The sequence below is a fragment of the Pseudomonas sp. NyZ201 genome, from assembly GCF_049860765.1.
Lineage (GTDB): Bacteria > Pseudomonadota > Gammaproteobacteria > Pseudomonadales > Pseudomonadaceae > Aquipseudomonas > Aquipseudomonas bharatica.
Window position 1 is genome coordinate 509,403 of the sequence record NZ_CP187557.1, and the last position, 17,878, is coordinate 527,280.

The 17,878-nt window shown below is 64.3% G+C and carries 17 protein-coding genes; 4 read left to right on the plus strand and 13 right to left on the minus strand.

The window, feature by feature from the left end:
• Positions 1 to 74: 74 nt before the first annotated feature.
• Together msrA and ACPFMA_RS02205 are read left to right on the plus strand one after the other, a co-directional pair.
• Positions 75 to 743 carry a peptide-methionine (S)-S-oxide reductase MsrA gene (gene msrA, locus ACPFMA_RS02200; protein WP_064303682.1) on the plus strand — a complete coding sequence of 223 codons (669 nt, stop codon included), beginning with the start codon at positions 75 to 77 and terminating at the stop codon, positions 741 to 743.
• Between the two features lie 9 nt (positions 744 to 752).
• A complete protein-coding gene (locus tag ACPFMA_RS02205; protein ID WP_425929610.1) occupies positions 753 to 1,373 on the plus strand; it encodes a glutathione S-transferase in 621 nt (206 codons plus the stop codon).
• Positions 1,374 to 1,437: 64 nt separating this feature from the next.
• On the opposite strand, the gene ACPFMA_RS02210 is transcribed toward ACPFMA_RS02205, so the two are convergent.
• From ACPFMA_RS02210 to ACPFMA_RS02230, 5 genes are all read right to left on the minus strand, one after another.
• Positions 1,438 to 2,804 (minus strand): IS3 family transposase gene (locus ACPFMA_RS02210; RefSeq protein ID WP_425929056.1). Its coding sequence is split into 2 segments (ribosomal slippage): positions 1,438 to 2,339 and positions 2,339 to 2,804, totalling 1,368 coding nucleotides; the frame shifts between segments, so codons are not numbered across the junction.
• Positions 2,805 to 3,041: 237 nt separating this feature from the next.
• The gene (creD, locus tag ACPFMA_RS02215) at positions 3,042 to 4,373 is read right to left on the minus strand and encodes a cell envelope integrity protein CreD (protein ID WP_425929611.1); all 1,332 of its coding nucleotides are present in this window, start codon (positions 4,371 to 4,373) and stop codon (positions 3,042 to 3,044) included.
• Between the two features lie 87 nt (positions 4,374 to 4,460).
• Positions 4,461 to 5,894, minus strand: coding sequence for a two-component system sensor histidine kinase CreC (creC, locus tag ACPFMA_RS02220; RefSeq protein ID WP_425929612.1), 1,434 nt, complete (start codon positions 5,892 to 5,894; stop codon positions 4,461 to 4,463).
• Positions 5,894 to 6,580 carry a two-component system response regulator CreB gene (gene creB, locus ACPFMA_RS02225; RefSeq protein WP_425929613.1) on the minus strand — a complete coding sequence of 229 codons (687 nt, stop codon included), beginning with the start codon at positions 6,578 to 6,580 and terminating at the stop codon, positions 5,894 to 5,896. The genes creC and creB overlap by 1 nt, the downstream gene beginning before the upstream one ends.
• Positions 6,581 to 6,670: 90 nt before the next feature.
• Positions 6,671 to 7,168: an ATP-dependent zinc protease family protein gene (locus ACPFMA_RS02230; RefSeq protein ID WP_420058643.1), complete on the minus strand. Its 498-nt coding sequence runs from the start codon at positions 7,166 to 7,168 to the stop codon at positions 6,671 to 6,673.
• Between the two features lie 178 nt (positions 7,169 to 7,346).
• On the opposite strand from ACPFMA_RS02230, the gene ACPFMA_RS02235 reads away from it, so the two are divergent.
• On the plus strand, positions 7,347 to 8,237 hold the full coding sequence (locus tag ACPFMA_RS02235; RefSeq protein ID WP_064303676.1) for an acyltransferase: 891 nt from the start codon (positions 7,347 to 7,349) through the stop codon (positions 8,235 to 8,237).
• On the opposite strand, the gene ACPFMA_RS02240 is transcribed toward ACPFMA_RS02235, so the two are convergent.
• The 8 genes from ACPFMA_RS02240 to ACPFMA_RS02275 form a co-directional block, all read right to left on the minus strand.
• Positions 8,226 to 8,813, minus strand: a complete 588-nt coding sequence (locus tag ACPFMA_RS02240; RefSeq protein ID WP_425929614.1) for a DUF2780 domain-containing protein — start codon at positions 8,811 to 8,813, stop codon at positions 8,226 to 8,228. The genes ACPFMA_RS02235 and ACPFMA_RS02240 overlap by 12 nt on opposite strands.
• 194 nt (positions 8,814 to 9,007) lie before the next feature.
• Positions 9,008 to 9,163, minus strand: coding sequence for a hypothetical protein (locus tag ACPFMA_RS02245; RefSeq protein ID WP_425929615.1), 156 nt, complete (start codon positions 9,161 to 9,163; stop codon positions 9,008 to 9,010).
• The gene (locus ACPFMA_RS02250; protein ID WP_425929616.1) at positions 9,160 to 10,266 is read right to left on the minus strand and encodes a PepSY-associated TM helix domain-containing protein; all 1,107 of its coding nucleotides are present in this window, start codon (positions 10,264 to 10,266) and stop codon (positions 9,160 to 9,162) included. The genes ACPFMA_RS02245 and ACPFMA_RS02250 overlap by 4 nt, the downstream gene beginning before the upstream one ends.
• A 6-nt stretch (positions 10,267 to 10,272) precedes the next feature.
• On the minus strand, positions 10,273 to 12,702 hold the full coding sequence (locus ACPFMA_RS02255) for a TonB-dependent siderophore receptor (RefSeq protein ID WP_420058639.1): 2,430 nt from the start codon (positions 12,700 to 12,702) through the stop codon (positions 10,273 to 10,275).
• A gap of 196 nt (positions 12,703 to 12,898) precedes the next feature.
• On the minus strand, positions 12,899 to 13,876 hold the full coding sequence (locus tag ACPFMA_RS02260) for a FecR domain-containing protein (RefSeq protein ID WP_064303672.1): 978 nt from the start codon (positions 13,874 to 13,876) through the stop codon (positions 12,899 to 12,901).
• The gene (locus ACPFMA_RS02265; RefSeq protein ID WP_009404165.1) at positions 13,873 to 14,391 is read right to left on the minus strand and encodes an RNA polymerase sigma factor; all 519 of its coding nucleotides are present in this window, start codon (positions 14,389 to 14,391) and stop codon (positions 13,873 to 13,875) included. Before ACPFMA_RS02265 ends, ACPFMA_RS02260 begins: the two co-directional genes overlap by 4 nt.
• A 119-nt stretch (positions 14,392 to 14,510) precedes the next feature.
• The gene (locus ACPFMA_RS02270) at positions 14,511 to 15,221 is read right to left on the minus strand and encodes a 3'-5' exonuclease (protein ID WP_420058638.1); all 711 of its coding nucleotides are present in this window, start codon (positions 15,219 to 15,221) and stop codon (positions 14,511 to 14,513) included.
• Complete coding sequence (locus ACPFMA_RS02275; RefSeq protein WP_064303019.1) at positions 15,218 to 17,155, minus strand: DUF294 nucleotidyltransferase-like domain-containing protein; 1,938 nt, start codon at positions 17,153 to 17,155, stop codon at positions 15,218 to 15,220. Before ACPFMA_RS02275 ends, ACPFMA_RS02270 begins: the two co-directional genes overlap by 4 nt.
• 191 nt (positions 17,156 to 17,346) lie before the next feature.
• On the opposite strand from ACPFMA_RS02275, the gene ACPFMA_RS02280 reads away from it, so the two are divergent.
• Positions 17,347 to 17,790 carry a response regulator gene (locus tag ACPFMA_RS02280; RefSeq protein WP_037061633.1) on the plus strand — a complete coding sequence of 148 codons (444 nt, stop codon included), beginning with the start codon at positions 17,347 to 17,349 and terminating at the stop codon, positions 17,788 to 17,790.
• The last annotated feature ends 88 nt before the right edge of the window (positions 17,791 to 17,878 follow it).

The window sequence follows — 17,878 nt, forward strand, 5'->3', positions numbered from 1 at the left end:
GGCACACTACCGGTCTATCCCGATAAGGGCCGCGCCGTGGCGCTGCCCGCCTACCTGACGAGAGGAATGGGTTCATGGTCTTGCGTTCGGAAATCCTCGTGAATAAAAACGTCCTGCCAACCGCTGAACAGGCCCTGCCTGGCCGCGAAACCCCGATGGCACTGCCGGAAAAACACTTCGTGTTCAAGGACACGCCGCTGCTCGGCCCGTTCTTCGAAGGCGCGGTGGACTTCGCCATCTTCGGCCTGGGCTGCTTCTGGGGCGCGGAGCGACGCTTCTGGCAGCGTGAAGGCGTGATCAGCACCGTGGTCGGCTATGCCGGCGGTTTCACCCCGAATCCGACCTACGAAGAAGTCTGCTCCGGCCTGACCGGCCACACCGAAGTGGTGCTGGTGGTGTTCGACAAGGACAAGGTCAGCTACCGCGAGCTGCTGGCGATGTTCTGGGAGCTGCACAACCCGACCCAGGGCATGCGCCAGGGCAACGACATCGGCACCCAGTACCGCTCGGTGATCTACTGCACCTCGCCGGAGCAACTGGAGCAAGCCAGGGCCAGCCGCGACCAGTACCAGGCGGAGCTGCACAAGGCCGGCTTCGGCGAGATCACCACCGAGATCGACCAGGCGCCGACCGTGTACTTCGCCGAGGCCTATCACCAGCAGTACCTGGCGAAGAACCCCGACGGCTACTGCGGCATCGGTGGCACCGGGGTCTGCCTGCCGCCCAGCCTGCAAAACAACTGAGGAGCGACGATGTCGAGCATGACGCTGTTCCATTCGCCGCTGTCGCCGTTCGTGCGCAAGGTGATGGTGGTGCTGCATGAAACCGGCCAGGTGGACCGGGTCACGGTGCAATCGGTCAACATCACCCCGGTCAGCCCGGACGCCGATCTGAACCAGGGCAATCCGTCGGGCAAGATCCCGGCCCTGCGCCTGGAGGACGGCAGCGTCCTGCATGACAGCCGGGTCATCATCGACTTCCTCGACCAGCAGCATGTCGGCAATCCGCTGATTCCCCGCGAGGGCTCGGCGCGCTGGCGGCGCCTGACCCTGGCCTCGCAGGCGGACGCGCTCATGGATGCGGCGGTGCTGACCCGCTACGAGACCTTCCTGCGTCCGGAAGAGAAGCGTTGGGACCCATGGGTCGAGGCGCAGACGGACAAGATCCGCCGGGGGCTGGCGGATCTGGAAGAAAACCACTACGCCGAGATCGCCTCGGCGTTCGATGTGGCTTCGATTGGCGTGGCCTGCGCCCTGGGCTATATCGACCTGCGCATGCCGGACTTCGGCTGGCGCGAGCAGCAGCCGAAGCTGGCGGCCTGGTATGCCGAGGTCAGTCAGCGGGCTTCGATGAAGGCGACTGTCCCGGCCTGATCCTCAATGTCGGGGCCGCCCCGGATTGAGCTGCGCCCCGGATGTTGGACACTTTTGTCTAAAGCTATGCGGCTTGTGCTCTGTACGCTACAGGGCTCAGGCCGCCGAGCTTCATCTTGATACGTTCGTGGTTGTAGTAGCGGATGTAATCATCAATCCCAGCGCGTAATTGCTCGATGCTCTCAAATTTCTCGCGGTAGAAATACTCGGACTTCAGCGTGCCGAAAAAGCTTTCCATCGCCGCATTGTCCAGGCAGTTGCCCTTGCGCGACATGCTCTGTTCCAAGCCCGCTTCTTTCAAGCGCTGGCGGTAATCCGGATAGCGATAATGCCATCCCTGATCTGAGTGCAGCATCGGCTTACTGTCAGCCGGCAGCTTCTCCAGCGCTCGTTCAAGCATCGTTCCCACCAGGGTGTAACGCGGCCGAGTATCCGTTTGATAGGCCACGATCTCCCCGTTGTACAAGTCCAGAACTGGCGACAGATAAAGCTTTTCTCCAGCCACCTTGAACTCGGTAACGTCTGTCACCCATTTCTGATTCGGCTGATCAGCAGCGAACTCCCGGTTCATGGTGTTCGGCGATGCTTCGTCCATCAGCACTCTGTACGACTTGTATTTCTTCGGTCGTACCGTGCACTTGAGGTCCAACTCGCCCATGAGGCGGCGCACTTTCTTGCCGTTGATCACGTGCCCTTTCTGGCGCAGCGCAGCGGTCATGCGACGATAACCATACCGGCCCCTGTGGTGCTCCTGAATGCCCCGCATCGCCTGTTTCAGTGGAGCGTACTTATCCTCGGCGCCCTCGTCCCCGAAGTAGGTGTAGTAAGTGCTACGAGGCAAACCAGCAGCGATCAGCAGGTATTTCAGCCTGAACTGTCGGCGCAGCGCGGTAATCAGCTGGGCTTTTTCCTTACTGCCCGGGTCTGCCTGAGCTTCGCCTCCTCTAACTCCTCGAGCTTTTTTAGGTAGGCGTTCTCCGCTTCAAGCATGCGAACTTTCTCTAGTAACTCTTTGGGCGAGAGGTCCTCGTTACGCACGGCTGCAGGCTTGGAGGACTTGGCGGAAGGCTTGGGCATGGTGCGGGTTGAACTCTTTTCTACAGAAAGCTGGTTTGCGAGCCCGTCACTGTAATACTGGCGCAGCCATCTGCCCAGCTGACTAGAGTTACCTAGGTTGAACAACGCTGCGGCGGCGCGCTGAGAAAGACGGTCATTTAGCATGCGGTGAAGCACCGTAATCTTGAATTCGGCGCTGTGGCGCTGATGGCGATGCTCAAGGCTGGACCTGCCGTGTTGCTGATAGGCCACGACCCAACGGCGAAGCAAGGTGGGATCTATCTGGAACTGGTTCGCCACATGACGGAAACCTCGGCCTCGCTTGAGGAAGGCTTCGATGGCGGACAACTTGAACTGCTTTGAATACTTGGTCATGCAAAACACCCCGATGTTGGATTTTTTGTCCAACATCCGGGGCGCAGCTCAGATCCCTGTGGGAGCCGGCGTTGCCGGCGATGGCGGCAGCAGGTTCAACCCTGCTGCCTGTCCGGGCCTTATCGCTGGCAACGCCAGCTCCCACAAGGTGATGGGCCAGCAGCACCTGTGCGTTCCACAAGACCCTGATCCCCTTCACCAACTCTTCCCCAAACTCCCGGTCCTCCCTGAGCCCGCTCATCCTTGCACCTGCCCGGCCCGGTACCAGTCCAGCCGCCGCGTCAGCACCATGAATACCCCAAGCAGCGCGAACAGCAGCAAGGCCCCCATCAGCAGCGCGTAATCCTCGGCGCTCAACAGCCCGTAGAGCAGCGCATACAACACCGCCAGGCCGCCAGCGAAACCGAACCCGCGCACACGGCTGTGCAACACGTGGCACAGATAGAAACCGATCAACAGCACACAGCCGCCCGCCGACAACAGATACGCCAGGCCAAACCCGATGTGCTCCGACAACGACAGCAGCAACAGGTAGAACAGCGCCAGGGCCGCGCCCACCAGCGCGTACTGGATCGGGTGCACGCTGAGGTTGCGCAGCACCTCGAAGAGGAAGAAGCCGGCAAAGGTCAAGGCGATGAACAGCAGCGCGTATTTGATCGCCCGCTCGCTCTTCAGGTAGTGGTCCACCGGGTCGACGAAGCTCACGCCAAACGCCCGGCTTGCGAAGCCCTCGCAGTTCTGCTGGGTAGTGCAGCGGCCCAAGGTTTCTTCGAGGTTGGTGGAGAAGAACGAGGTCTGCCATGTCGCCTTGAAGCCCGTCGCGTCGATCTCGCGGCTGGTGGGCAGGTAGTTGCCGATGAAGCTCGGATGCGGCCAGTTGGCGGCGAGCGTCACGCTGCTGCTGCGGCCCACCGGCAGCACATGCAGTTGCCCGGTGCCTTGCAGGTCGAGGTCGAAGGCATAGTCCAGGCGCATCTCTGCCTTGCTGTCGAGGTTGTCGATCACTGCGTGCACGCCGCCGCCCAGCCAGTCCAGCCGGCTGCCGGCGGCGAAGTCCAGGGTGCGGCCGTCGAGCTGCAGTTGCAGGCCGTTCTGGATGCCGCGGATATCGCTGATGCCCACGGCGATGAAGGGCTTGTCGAAGCGGTAGTCGTCCAGGTCGCTGGTGATGCCCCAGTTGGCCGGAACCTTGAACTGCCCGCTGATCCGGCTCTGCGCATGGAACAGCCGCGCTTGGTAGATACCCCGCGAGCGCAGTTCGGTGCTGGCGCTGCCGTCGAGGACGAAACGCTCGGGGAGAAACACCAGGTAGCTCCTGGTCACCTCGGCGGTCTGGAAACTCTTGCCATCCTGGATCTTCCACACCCGCTCGTACTTGCTGTACGGCACCACCAGCAGCGGCCCGCTGATCTGCTGGGCGCGGCTGGCGCTTTGCGCGATATCCTCGACCACGCTGTCGCGCAGGGCCTGGCGTTCATCGATAAGGCCGCCGATCATGACCAGCGGGATCAGCACCACCACCACCAGCAAGGCGATGGTGCCGAGTTTCAGGCTTAGTGACTTGTTCATGCAAAGGGCTCCGCTTGAGAAGGAGCCCAGTCTGGCGGCGCTATGTGGAGGCTTTCGGAAGCTTGTGTGGAGCTTGTGTGGAGAGATTCAGCCCAGGCGACTGGCCGGCAGCCATAGCCGCACGCGCACCCCATCCTCGACATTGGCGATCTCCAGCGAGCCGCCATGCAAGTGCAGCACTTCCTCGACGAAATTCAGGCCCAGGCCGGTGCTCTTGCGGCCCGTGCCCGGGCGCGGCAGCGAATAGAACCGTTCGCTGAGCCGGCCCAGGGCGTAGTCGGGGATGGCCTCGCCCTGGTTGAACAGGCTTAGGGCCACGCGCTGCACATCCTGCTCCAGCTCGAACACCAGCAAACCACCGGGCGGGGTGAAATCGAGGGCGTTTTCCAGCAGGTTGCCGATGGCCTGGCGCATCAGGAAGGGCTCGCAGTACAGCCGGGCCACGGCCGGGATGCGTTGCCGGACCTGCAAGCCGGCGCTTTCGATGCGCGCGCCGCGCGCCATCAGCAGTTCATCGACCAGCGCCGCCACGGCCACCTGCTGTTGATCTTCCAGACCCTGGCGCTGCTCGACCTGGGCCAGGTCCAGCAGGCGCTCGATCAGTTGCTGCATGCGCGCGCTTTCGCTTTCGATATTGCTGGCGAAGCGCTGCCGCTGCTCTTCGCTCATCGGCCCCTGCAGCAGCTCGCTGGCGCCACGGATCGCGGCCAGCGGGCTTTTCAGTTCATGGGTCAGGGTGTGCACGTAGCGTTCGACGTAGTCCTTGCCTTCCAGCTGGGTGCGCATGCGTTCCACGGCGCCGGCCAGCATCGCCAGCTCGCCGCCGCGATAGTGCGGCAGGGCGACCCGCTCGCCCTCGCTGACCGCCTGGGCATAGCGGGTCAGGCGCCGCAGCGAGCGCGCCAGCCACCAGGACAGCGCCGCGCCGACCAGCAGGCCGAGGACGATCAGGCCGATACCGAGGGTGATCAGGCGCTTCTCCGAGCGATCGACGTAGGGCTTGAGCGACAGGTTGGGCTTGGCCACGGTGACTACGCCGATCAGGGTTTCACCATCGCGGATCGGCGCCGCCACGTGCATCACCGACGAGTCGGGATCGTCGGGATCGCTGCGGGTCGAGCGCGCGCCGTACTGGCCGCGCAGGGTCAGGTAGACGTCGTTCCAGCGCGAATAGTCCTGGCCTACAGCCTCGCCGGCAGAGTCGAGCAGAACGATGCCCTTGGCGTCGGTAACGTAGATGCGGTGATTGACTTCGGTCTTGGCCAGGCCCCAGATATCCGCGTTGGGCCGGCGTTGGCCGTAGGCCTTGAGCACGTGCGGCAACTCGCTCTGGCCGAGTGTCCCGGCCTTGACCTGGTCACGCAGGATCTCGGCCAGCAGGTTGGCGGTGTCCACCAGGGTTTCCTCGGTGGACTGGCGCACCGCCGGGCGTACCTGTTCACGCACGGTGTTGAGGACGAACCAGGCGGTCAGCCCGACGAACAGGAAGTACACCAGGAAGATGCGGGTACCCAGGCGCATCAGGCGTGCGCCGGGTTGTAGCTGTAGCCCAGGCCGCGGTGGGTCTGGATTGGCTCGGCATCGGCGACGACCCCGCGCAGCTTGGCGCGCAGGCTCTTGATATGGCTGTCGATGGTGCGCTCGTAGCCGGCGTCGGCGGACACCCCCACGGCATCGAGCAACTGCTCGCGGCTGAACACCCGCTCCGGTTGCGCCAGCAGGCATTGCAGCAGGCGGAATTCATGGCGGGTCAGGTTGAGCAACTGCTCGCGGTAGTGGATCTGCATGCGCAGGGTGTCGAGGCTGAACGGCGTGCTGGCCGGTGCCGGGGCGAGGGCAGGCGCTGGCGCCATGCGCTTGAGGATGGCGCGCACCCGGGCGCTGACTTCACGCGGGCTGAAGGGCTTGACCACATAGTCGTCGGCGCCGATTTCCAGGCCCACCACCCGGTCGATCTCGCTGTCGCGGGCACTGAGGAACATCACCGGCACCTCGCTGAAGCGTCGCAGTTGCCGGCAGGTCTCGAAGCCACTGATATCCGGCAGGCCGATGTCCAGGATCACCAGGTCCGCCGGCTGCTGGCGCAGGCGTTCCAGAGCCCGTTGGCCGAGGCTGACCCACTCGGTGCTGTGGCCGTCGCCTTGCAGGGCGAAGACCAGGGTGTCGGCGATCGCCGCTTCGTCTTCAACGATGAGGATGTGGGGCATGGGCAGTTGCAAGCGGCAAGTGGGAAGCTGCAAGTGTAAAGCGATCTGCCTTTGCTTGCCGCTTATCGCGTGCAGCTTGCAACTGCTGCGTCAGCAGCCGGGCTTGCCGGCGGTGTAGCGACGGGCCGGGTTGACCGCGGCGTTGAACTCGCGCAGGGCCTTGGCGCCAATCAGCAGCGGGTAGTTGAAGCTGCTGCGATCGGTGAGGTTGACCTCGACGGTGCGCTTGACGTCGCCCAGGCACAGTTCCAGGTCGATCACCGGGCGGTGGGCGATATCGGCGCCTTCCTCGTCCTCTTCGTCGGCGCGGTTCTTGATCTTGCTCATGCGCGCGAGCTTGTGTTCGTAGACCTTGTCGTCGGCGTCCTTGGTGGCCAGGCGGAAACGCACCCAGTCCTCGCCGTCACGGGTGAACTGCTCGATGTTCCTGGCCGACAGCGAGGCGGTCAGCGCACCGGTGTCCATCTTGGCCTTGAAGGTCTGGCCGATATCGGCAACGCCGATGTATTCGTAGCGGCCATAGAGGTCGGGCTCGGCGGCCATCACCGGCAGGGACAGCAGGCCGAGCAGGGCAATCAGTGGTTTCAATGCAGTGCTTCCTGGGATCGTGACAGTGCTTAGACTGCCGTTGGGCTACAGGTTCGGCAACAGACTGTAAACAACACAATGTGAAACATTTGTCTGTGACCGTATGCCGGTGGCGTTTGGTGTTCCTCACCCGGCTGCTTAAAATGGCCGACTGTTTTCCCACGATAAGAGTCGACTTATGCGTCGCCTGCTCACCGGCAGTTTCGTCACCCTGTTGCTGTTGCTCAACACCCTGGTCCTTATCGGGCCGCTGATGGTTTTCGCCTTGCTCAAGCTGGTCCTGCCCGGTCGCTACCGCGACTACGCGTCATGGATGGTGATGTGGTTCGCCGAGACCTGGGCCGAGATCGACAAGCTGATCTTCGCCCTGTGCATTCCTACGGTCTGGGATGTGCGCGGCAACTCGAACCTGCGCCTGGACACCTCGTACCTGGCGGTCAGCAACCACCAGACCTGGGTGGATATCCCGGCGTTGATCCAGGTGCTCAACCGCAAGATCCCGTTCTTCAAGTTCTTCCTCAAGAAGGAACTGATCTGGGTGCCGCTGCTGGGCCTGGCCTGGTGGGCGCTGGATTACCCCTTCATGAAGCGCTACAGCAAGGCCTTTCTCGACAAGCACCCGCACCTCAAGGGCCAGGACCTGGAAATCACCAAGGCCGCCTGCGAGCTGTTCAAGCGCCAGCCGGTGACGGTGGTGAACTACCTTGAAGGCACCCGGTTCACCGAGGCCAAGCGTGCGGCGCAGCAGTCGCCGTACAAGCACCTGCTCAAGCCCAAGGCGGGCGGGGTGGCGTTCGTCCTGGCGGCGCTGGGCGAACAGCTGGATGCGCTGCTGGACGTGACCATCGTCTATCCGGGCGACAAGGCCCCGGGGTTCTGGGACCTGGTCAGCGGCTCGATCCCGCGGGTGATCGTCGATATCGAGGTGCGCGAGTTGGACCCGGCGCTGTGGGCCGGCGACTACGAAACCGACCCCGCCGTGCGCCAGGCCGTGCAGGCCTGGGTCAACCAGCTGTGGCACGACAAGGACGAGCGCATCGAGCGCCTGCGCGCCGAATTAAACCGATGAGCGCGGCGTCGGGGCCAGCGGTGCGGTAGTGCCGTGGCCCCAGATGCCGGCCAGGCTCTGCAGCAGCGAACCGGCCACGCCCTGCTGGCCGAGGTATTGCAGGATCAGCGGGGCGAACTGGCCGATCATCCCGGTATCCATGCCCAGTGCGCTGAAGGCGTTGTTCAGGTCGGTGCCGTTCTTCACATTGCCGCCCAGGGCATTGCCCAGGGCCGAGCTTTCTCCGCTCTTGCCGAGCAGTTCACCCAGCCCCGCCAGCCCGCCCAGGGCGTTGTCCCCGGACAGCATGTCCAGGCCCGGTACCGCCTTGCTCAGTTGTTCGTAGTCGCTGCCGCTGAGCTGGTTGCGCGCCAGGCCCAGCAGGGCACCGGTGCCGCCGATGGCTTGCTCGGGCGTGATGTTCAATTGACTGCCCAGGGTATTGAGCAGGTTGGCCGAGGCTTCGGGCGCCTGGACCGGAGCCTTGTTCTGCTGGCCTTGGAGGGTGGAGATGGCGTTGGCCGCATCGCCGAGATTGAAGGCGAACACCGGGGTGGCAGCCAGGGCCAGGAAGGAGACCAGGGCGAAGCGTTTCATGGGGAGGAACCTCGTCAGCCGGGAAAGGCAGGGAAAACGAGGGTTGGATCGGGATTTTGGGGGAATGTTCCCGGGGGCGAGATGGTGGGTGTTCTTGAAGGCCTCATCGCCGGCAACGCCGGCTCCCACAGGTATTGTGTGCACCGCAGAACCTGTGGGAGCCGGCGTTGCCGGCGATTGGGAGCCCCACAGTTTTACCTGAAGAACCCCCTGAACCCATACCACGCCGGCAACCCCAGCCCGACCCAGGACAGGACATCCCACCAGCCATCCCCGAGCAGCGCGGCAAACAGCCCCGCCGCGCCGAGCACGCCGATCAGCAGCGGCATGCCGAATACCTTCCAGTTCATCGGCCCACCTCCGTCCGTCGGCGCACCCACCACAGGTACAGCCCGCTGCCCAGCACGATGATGGTCAGCACATCCAGCGCTGCCCAGAGCATCTGCATGGGGCGGCCGCCGTAGTCGCCGAAATGCAGGGGCGCCGACAGGCCCATGGCATCCATGTACCAGGGGCGCTCGCCCACGGCCGTGACCTTCAGGGTACTGGCATCGATCAATACCGGCGTCAGCAGGTGCGAGGTCAAGTGCGTGCTGCCTTTCATGAACACCGCATAGTGGTGCTCGCTGGAGAAGCGTGTGCCCGGGAAGGCGATGAAGTCCGGCTGCATGCCCGGCGTGGCTCCGGCTGCGATATCCAGGACCCGGCTGACCGGAGCCGGTTCGGTCAGCGGCGGCGCATCCCGGTACGGCGCGACCATCTGTGCCAGGCTGTCGTTGCGCCAGGCGGCGATGACCAGGTCGGACAGCGCGCTGATCACCCCGGTCATGCCGACCACCAAGGCCCAGGTCAGGGTGACGATGCCGATCAGGTTATGCAGGTCGAGCCAGCGCGTACGCCGAGCCTTTTCATGGCGCACGGTGGCGAAGTCCAGGCGGCGCATGAAGGGTGCGTAGAGCACCACCCCGGAAATGATCGCCACCACGAACAGCACGCCCATGAAGGCCAGCAGCAGCTTGCCTGGCAGCCCGGCGAACATGTCCACGTGCAGGCGCAGCATGACCATCATGAAGCCGCCGTTGGCCGACGGCATTTCCACCGCCTCGCCGGTACGGGCGTCGAGCATGAAGGTATGCGACGAGTTCGGCTCGGTGCCGGCGCTGGCCGCCATGATCGCCACCACGCCGTTGCTGTCGTCCTCGTCCCAGCCGAAGTACTGCATCACCTCGCCCGGGCGGTGGGCCTCGGCCTTCAGGACAAGCTGTTGGAGGTCCAGCCTGGGCGTGTCGGCAGGCATCTCCTGCAACTCGGGCGCATCGCCCAGCAGGTGGTCGATCTCGTGATGGAAGATCAGCGGCAGCCCCGTTACTGCCAGGAGCAGCAGGAACAGGGTGCAGATCAGGCTGGTCCAGGTGTGGACTGCGGACCAGCGGCGGATGGTCTTGCTCTTCATCCCGGCTTAGAACTTGTAGTTCACGCTGGCCACCACGTTGCGCTCGTCGCCGTAGTAGCAGTAGTAGCCGTCGCAGGTGGACAGGTAGTCCTTGTTGAACAGGTTCTTCGCGTCCACCGCCACGGTCATGCCCTTGAGGCTGCTGTTGACGCGGCCCAGGTCGTAGTGCACCGAGGCATCGTAGACGGTGTAGGAACCTACATGACCCCAGTAGGTGTTGGTGGTGTTGCCGTAGGTGTCGCCGACATAGCGCACCCCGGCACCAACGCCGAAGCCGTCGAGCAGGCCGCTGCGCCAGGTGTAGTCGGCCCAGGCGGTGGCCTGGTTGCGTGGCACCTGGGCCATGCGCTTGCCTTTCTCTTCTGCGGTGCCCTTGGTGATTTCGCTGTCGTTATAGGTGTACGAGGCCACCAGCTTGAGGCTCTCGGTCACGTCGGACGTGGCTTCCAGCTCCAGGCCACGGTTGCGCACTTCACCGACCTGGCGGGTGATATTGGCCTCGGTGACCGACATGTTTTGCTGGGTCAGGTCGAATACCGCAGCGGTCAGCAGGGTCTTGCTGCCTGGTGGCTGGTACTTCACGCCCAGTTCGTATTGCTTGCCTTCGGTCGGCTTGAAGGTGCCGGTACTGGCGACCTGGGTGCCGATGGCCGGCTGGAACGACTCGGCGTAGGAGATGTACGGGGTGATGCCGTTGTCGAACACGTAGCTCAGGGCCGCGTTGCCGCTGAACTGCTTGTCGCGCAGGGTGTTGGTGGCGTCGCCCAGGTTGTGGAAGGTGGTGCCGTTGTGCACCCAGTCTTCACGACCGCCCAGGGTCAGGCGCCAGTTGTCCAGGGCCAGTTGGTTCTGGATGTACAGACCGGTCTGCTGGATCTTTTGGGTGTAGTCGTACATGTCGAAGTACGTGACGTTGGAGAAGTCCTGTCCGTAGATCGGCTTGTGGATGTTGCTCGACGGCACGCCGGCCGAGCCCCAGCGCCAGCGCGCATCGGAGGTGGAGCGCTGGTGGTCGAGGCCGAGCAGCAGGGTGTGGCTGATTGCGCCGGTCTGGAAATCGGCCTGGAAATTGTTGTCCACGGCGAACTGGCCGATGTCTTCCTCGACGATACCGGCGGTGCGGGCGACTGTGCCATCCGGTTGTACGGCCTGGTCCGGGCCGGCTGGCCAGATACTGCCACCGGCGGTGATGCCCTTGAAGTCCAGCTCGTTGCGGGTGTAGCGCAGGTTCTGGCGGAACTGCCAGGTGTCGTTGAGCCGGGTCTCGAAGGCGTAGCCAAGGGCGTAGTAGGTGCGGTCGTAGGATTCCCAGTCCGGATCGCCAAGGTTCTTGTGATGGGAAATCTTGCCTGCGGCGCTGTCGATCTTGGTTCCTTGCAGCGGCAGGAACTGCCCGGTGATACCGGTATCGTCCCGGGTGAACTGGGAGATGAAGGTCAGCCGGGTATCATCGTTGATATTCCAGGTGACGCTCGGCGCCAGGTTGTAGCGTTTGTCCGGGATGTGGTCGACCGGAGCGTTGCTGTCGCGCACGGTACCGCTGACGCGGTAGAGGAATTGGCCGTCGTCGTCGATCTTGCCGGTGCTGTCGAAGTTGATCTGGCGGTGTTCGTTGCTGCCGACCTGGACTTCCAATTCATTGCTGCTTTCGGCTTGCGGGCGACGGGTGACCATGTCCACCAGGCCGCCGGGCGGGGTCTGGCCATAGACCGAGGAGGCCGGGCCGCGTAGGACGGCGACGCGCTCGAGGTTCCAGGTCTCGATCTTCGGCGTGGCGTAGTTGCCCCGTGGCAACGGCAGGCCGTCGAGGAACTGGGTTGGCACGAAGCCGCGAACCAGCAGCCAGTCGCTGCGCGAGTCGGAGCCGTAGCCGCTGCTTTGCACGCCGGCGGCATAGCGCAGTGCATCGTTGAGGTTGAGGACCGGGCGGTCCTCCATCTGCTGGCGAGTGACCACGGTCATCGAGCGAGGAATCTCGGCAATGGCGGTGTCGGTCTTGGTGCCAGCGGCGGAGCGGGTGGCGGTGTAGCCTTCGACCGCGCCCCAGGCGCTTTCGTAATTGCCGGCGGCGTTGATCTCGGTTTCCGGCAGGGCCAGGGTGCCCTCTGGAATCGCTACCAGGCTGTAGGTGCCGACGCTGCTTTGTTGCAGTTGCAGACCGGTGCCGCGCAGGGCCTGTTGCATGGCGCTGACGCCATCGTACTGGCCGTTGACCGGTGCCGAGCTCTTGCCGCTGGCCAATGCCGGATCCAGCGTCAGGGCGATTCCTGCCTGGCTGGCGATCCGGGTCAGGGTGCTGGCCAGCGGGGCCGCCGGCAGGTTGTAGCTTTGGGTCTGTTCGGCGGCGAGCAGCGGCGTGGCGGCCAGGGGGGCGGCGATGGTGATGGCCATGGCCAGCAGGCTGGGGCGCAGGAGGCTTTCGATTGAGCGGGTCATGCGGGTCCTCGACGGGAATTTTGTACTGAGTAGCCTCCATGCCGAACGAAAAACGAAAAGTGATAGGGGTTAGTGAAAATATTTTTGATTTAGATTTCGGTGGTGTTTGTGAGGGCCTGATCGCTGGCAACGCCAGCTCCCACAGGGATCGCATATTCCCTGTGGGAGCTGGCGTTGCCAGCGATAGGCACAGCACTTATTTGTCTGCGCGAGCCACCACGGTCACCCACCATGGCGTGCGCTGCTGCACCTGCACCGGCAAGGTCGGCAACAGCGACTTCAGCGCCAGGTCGGTGTCATGCAGCGGGAAGCTTCCGGTGATGCGCAGGTCCGCCACTTCCGGTGCCACGCCCAGGTATCCGGTGCGATAACGACCCAGTTCGCCGACCAGATCTGCCAGCCGCACGTTGTCCACCACCAGCATGCCGCGGGTCCAGGCGTCGGCCCCGACCGCGAGTGTGTCGATCCGCCCCAGGCGCTCATGGTTCATCAACACCTGGTGACCTTCCTGCACCACCTGCTCCTCGCCGCTGTCCTGCGGCTTGGCCGCGACTGCCGACTGCAACACGCTCAACCGCGTGCCGTCGCTCTCCAGGCGCACCAGGAAACGGGTGCCCAGGGCACGCAGGCGGCCGTCGTCGGTAGCGACCACGAAGGGCCGTCGGTCGTTGTCCTTGTGTCCGGTCTCGACGGAGATCTCGCCATCGTGCAGGACGATCAGGCGCTCCTTGGCTGTGAAGCGGATATCCACGGCGGAGTGCGTGGCAAGGCTGACCAGGGTGCCGTCGTCCAGGCGCAGGCTGCGGGTTTCGCCGGTGCCGGTGCGTTGGTCGGCGAGCCAGTAGCCCAGCGGCTGGTGCAGGTTGATCCAGTTGAGCAGGCCACCCAGCAGTACCAGGCTGGCCAGCCCGCCGCCGAGCTTGCGCACGCGCTGGCGCAGGCCGACGCGGGATTGCTGCAAGGCCTTGCGTGCCGGGCCCGCGGCCGCGGCGAAACGCTGGTCGAGCATGCCCAGTTGCCGCCAGGCCCGGGCGTGCTCCTCGCTCGCGGCATGCCAGCGCTCGAACTCGGCCCGCTGCTGGGCGCTGTCGCTGCCGGCATCGAAGCACAATTGCCAGTTGATCGCGGCATCGAGCACCGGGGCCGAGACCGGTGCACCATTCATCCCCTTCATGTCGGCTCGCCGTACAGGGCGATGTAGCACTGGCGCATGCCCTGGGCCAGGTACTGGCGCACCCGTGCTACCGAAACGCCGAGCCTGTCGGCGATCTCGGCGTGGCTCATGCCGTCCAGGCGGCTGTGCAGGAAGGCCGCGCGGGCCTTGCTCGACAGCTTGCCGAGCAGACGGTCGATGGCCTTGAGGTCTTCGAGGATCAGGTGCAGGGCTTCCGGAGACGGGTGCTCGGCCTCGGGCATCAGCAGCAGTTCGTCCAGATAGGCCTGTTCCAGCGCGGTGCGGCGGAAATGGTCGAACAGCAGCCCTTTGGCCACCGCCATCAGGAACGCCCGCGGCTGGCGCGGGGCGGTCAGCTCGTCGCGGCCGAGCAGACGAACGAAGGTGTCCTGGCTCAGGTCTTCGGCACGTTCGGCGCTGGCGAGGTTGCGGCGCAGCCAGGCGAGCAGCCAGCTGCGGTGATCGCGGTACAGTGCGCCAACCAGCTCGCTGTGAGGGCTAGGTACGGACGACAAGGCGTTCCCCGGAAAAAGAAAGTGTTAACTAACGAGAATTATTCGCGATTGTGTCAGAGCAGCTAGCACTGTGCAATTAACGCTTATCGGATTGCTCGTTGGTCTTTCCGGGAAAGGTCTTACAAACCGTGATGCTGCTGGCGCTTGCGCCGCCAGCCTTGCAGGCGCTGTTCCAGCTGCCGCGGACTGTCGAGCAACTGGCGTCGGGCCTGGCTGAACAGGATCAAGGCGATTTCGGCAGTAACCTGGGCATCGGCGCTGGCGTTGTGGCGTTCCTCGACCTGCAGGCCGAAATGAGCGATCCAGTCATCGAGCCCGGCGTCCCGTAGCACAACGTCCGGGTTGAGCAGCGGTGCCAGTTCGGCGACATCCATGAACGGGTGCTGGAGCTTGTAGCCGAGGCTGTCCTTGAGTGCGCGGCCCAGCATGCGCTGGTCGAACCCGGCGTGGAAAGCCAGCAGCGGGCTGTCGCCGATGAACTCCATCAGGTCCAGCAAGGCTTGCGCCGGATCGCACCCCGCGGCGATAGCGCTGGGTGCCAGGCCGTGGATCAGCACGCTGGGCGCCAGCTTGTGGTCGTGACGGTGCAGGGTGCGTTCGAATTGCTGGCCGAAGTCGATGGCGCCGTCCTCGATCACCACCGCGCCGATGGACAACACCTGGTCGCGGTTAAGGTTGAGGCCGCTGGTTTCCAGGTCCAGCACCACCCAGCGCTGCTGGCGCAGGGGCCGCTCGTCCAGGACGGGCGCGGCAGCCAGCCGGGCCAGACGCTGGCGCTGGTCGTCCTGCAGGGTGGGTTGGGCGGGACGCAGCCAGGCGAACAGGCTCATAGCTGGTACCGCAGCGCCAGGCTGCTTTGCAGGCGCTGGGCCTGCCGCAGGGATTCACGCAGGATGCGCCGGTCCAGGTCGTTCAGGTCGTCCGGATCGACGCGGTTGGAGTAGGGAAGGTTCTGCCGGGTCTGGATCTGGTGCTGCTGCATGCGGGTCTGCTGGATGAAGTGATACGCCTCCTCGAAGGCACCGCCGTCCAGTGGGTCGATCACCTCTTTTTCCACCAATTGGCGCAGGCGCTCCAGGGTGTTGTTGGCGCTGATGCCGTGGGCCAGGGCCAGCAGGCGTGCGCCATCGACGAAAGGCGTCAGGCCCTGGACCTTGAGGTCGAGGGTGGCGGCCTTGTCATTGCCGCTGCGGGTCAGGACGAATTCGCGGAAGCGGCCCACGGGCGGTTTCTGGCGCAGCGCGTTGTCGGCCATCATGCGCTGGAACAGGCGGTTGTCGGCGACCTGTTCAAGGATGCCGTGGCGCAGTTGCTCGCAGCCCCGGTCATCGCCCCAGACCACCCGCAGGTCGAAGTAAATGCTCGAGGCCAGCAGGTTTTCCGGGGTCGCCTCGCGGATGAATGCGGAGAAGCGCCGGGCCCATTCGCTGCGCGACAGGCACAGCTCCGGGTTGCCGGCCATGATGTTGCCCTTGCACAGGCTGAAGCCGCATTGTGCCAGGTCCTGGTTGATGCGCTGGGCCAGGGGCAGCAGGCGCTCGCGGATCGCGGCGGCTTCCACCGCGTCCTTCGCCTCGAAGAGGATGCCGTTGTCCTGGTCGGTGTGCAGTGTCTGCTCGCGGCGGCCTTCGCTGCCGAAGCACAGCCAGGAGAAAGGTACGCCGGGGTCGCCCTTGTCCTCGATCGCCAGTTCGATCACCCGGCATACGGTGTGGTCGTTGAGCAGGGTGATGATGTGGGTGATCTGCGTCGAGGAGGCGCCGTGGGCCAGCATGCGCTCCACCAACTGGCCGATCTCGCCGCGCAGGGCGACCAGGTTGTCCAGGCGCGGCGCGCTGCGGATGGTGCGGGCCAGGTGAACCAGATCGACCCGTTGCAGGGAAAACAGGTCGCGCTCGGAAACCACGCCGCACAGGCGGCGGTCCTCTACCAGGCAGACGTGGGCGATGTGGCGTTCGGTCATGGCAATGGCGGCATCGAAGGCGCTGGCCTGGGGCGGCAGGTAGAACGGCGAGGCCGTCATGTGCCCGGACACCGCCGAGTCAAGGTCGGTTTCGGCGCGTGCCACCACCTGGCGCAGGTCGCGCAAGGTAAAGATGCCCACCGGAAAGCGCTGCTCATCGACGATCACGATGCTACCGACCTGGCTCTCATCCATCATCCGCACCGCTTCGCGCAGGCTGGTTGCCGGCGTGCAGACCACCGGATGACGCATCGCCAGTTCACCGAGGCGGGTGTTGAGTGAATACTGGTTGCCCAGGGTTTCCACGGCACGGCGCTGGACCTGCTGGTTGACCTGGTCGAGCAGGCTGCTCACGCCACGCAGGGAAAAATCCCGAAACACATCGGACAGGGCGAACAGGCGGATAAAGGCGGCCTTGTTCAGTTGCAGGCAGAAGGTGTCCTCGCCGGCGATATGCTCGGTGCGGGTAGCCCTTTCGCCGAGCAGGGCGGCCAGCGGGAAGCATTCGCCGCGGGTGATTTCGAAGGTGGTTTCCGTGCCGCCCTTGACCACATGGGTGCGCTCGCCGACCACGCGGCCCTGCTTGACGATGAAGAAGTGCTCGACGGGGCCGTCGGCGGGTTTGATGATGCTGTCCCCGGCGGCGTAGAAGCGCAGCTGGCACTGTTCCACCAGGTACGCCAGATGGGCGTTTTCCATCTGGTTGAACGGCGGAAAGCGCTGCAGGAACTGCATGGTCCCCTGGATGTTCTGCATTACCGCGGTTTTACCGGCCTGGTCGAACGCGTCCATTTTGCTCATCAACGGCACCGTCTCGGGGTCTCGTGGGCGAAACCGATTGTTGTTATTGCCGCCATGGTCGGATGTGCAAGGGCCGGGTGCCCATTGGACGTAAGTCTAGGGCGCCGACGAAATGCAGGTTGCAAGCGCTCTGTTTGCGGTCTGAACTTGATAAATGAGCTTTTGCGTGCTCTGGAACCAATGAGATGCCCATGCCTGACCACGACGATTTACTGAGCGACGCAGAGCGCGAGGCCCTGGCGGAAGTGTCCGCACCGCCCGCCCGGCCGCAGAAAGTGCTGGTCGTCGATGATGATGAAGACGCCAGCGAGTTGCTGGCCCAGTACCTCCAGGCCGAAGGCATCGAATGCCTTGCCCTGACCGATGCGCGCGAGGCGCTGAAGACGATCCTGCGCGACCGGCGCATCGGATTGCTGGTCACCGATTTGCGAATGGGGCCCTTCGATGGCCTGGAACTGATCGGCAAGGTGCGCGAGTCGGAGCGGGCGGAGCTGCCGATCATCATCATTTCCGGGGATGCCGGGGTGCAGGACGCGATCACCGCGATGCACCTGAGCGTCGTGGACTTCCTGCTCAAGCCGATCGAGGTGGGGAAATTGATGGAGTTGGTGCGGCGGGAGCTGGGGATCAGCTGAAAAGAAGCCTTTGCACGGACCCTGTGGGAGCGGGTTTACCGGATCGCCGGACCGCCGCGATTACGTCGGTGAATTCACTACCACAATC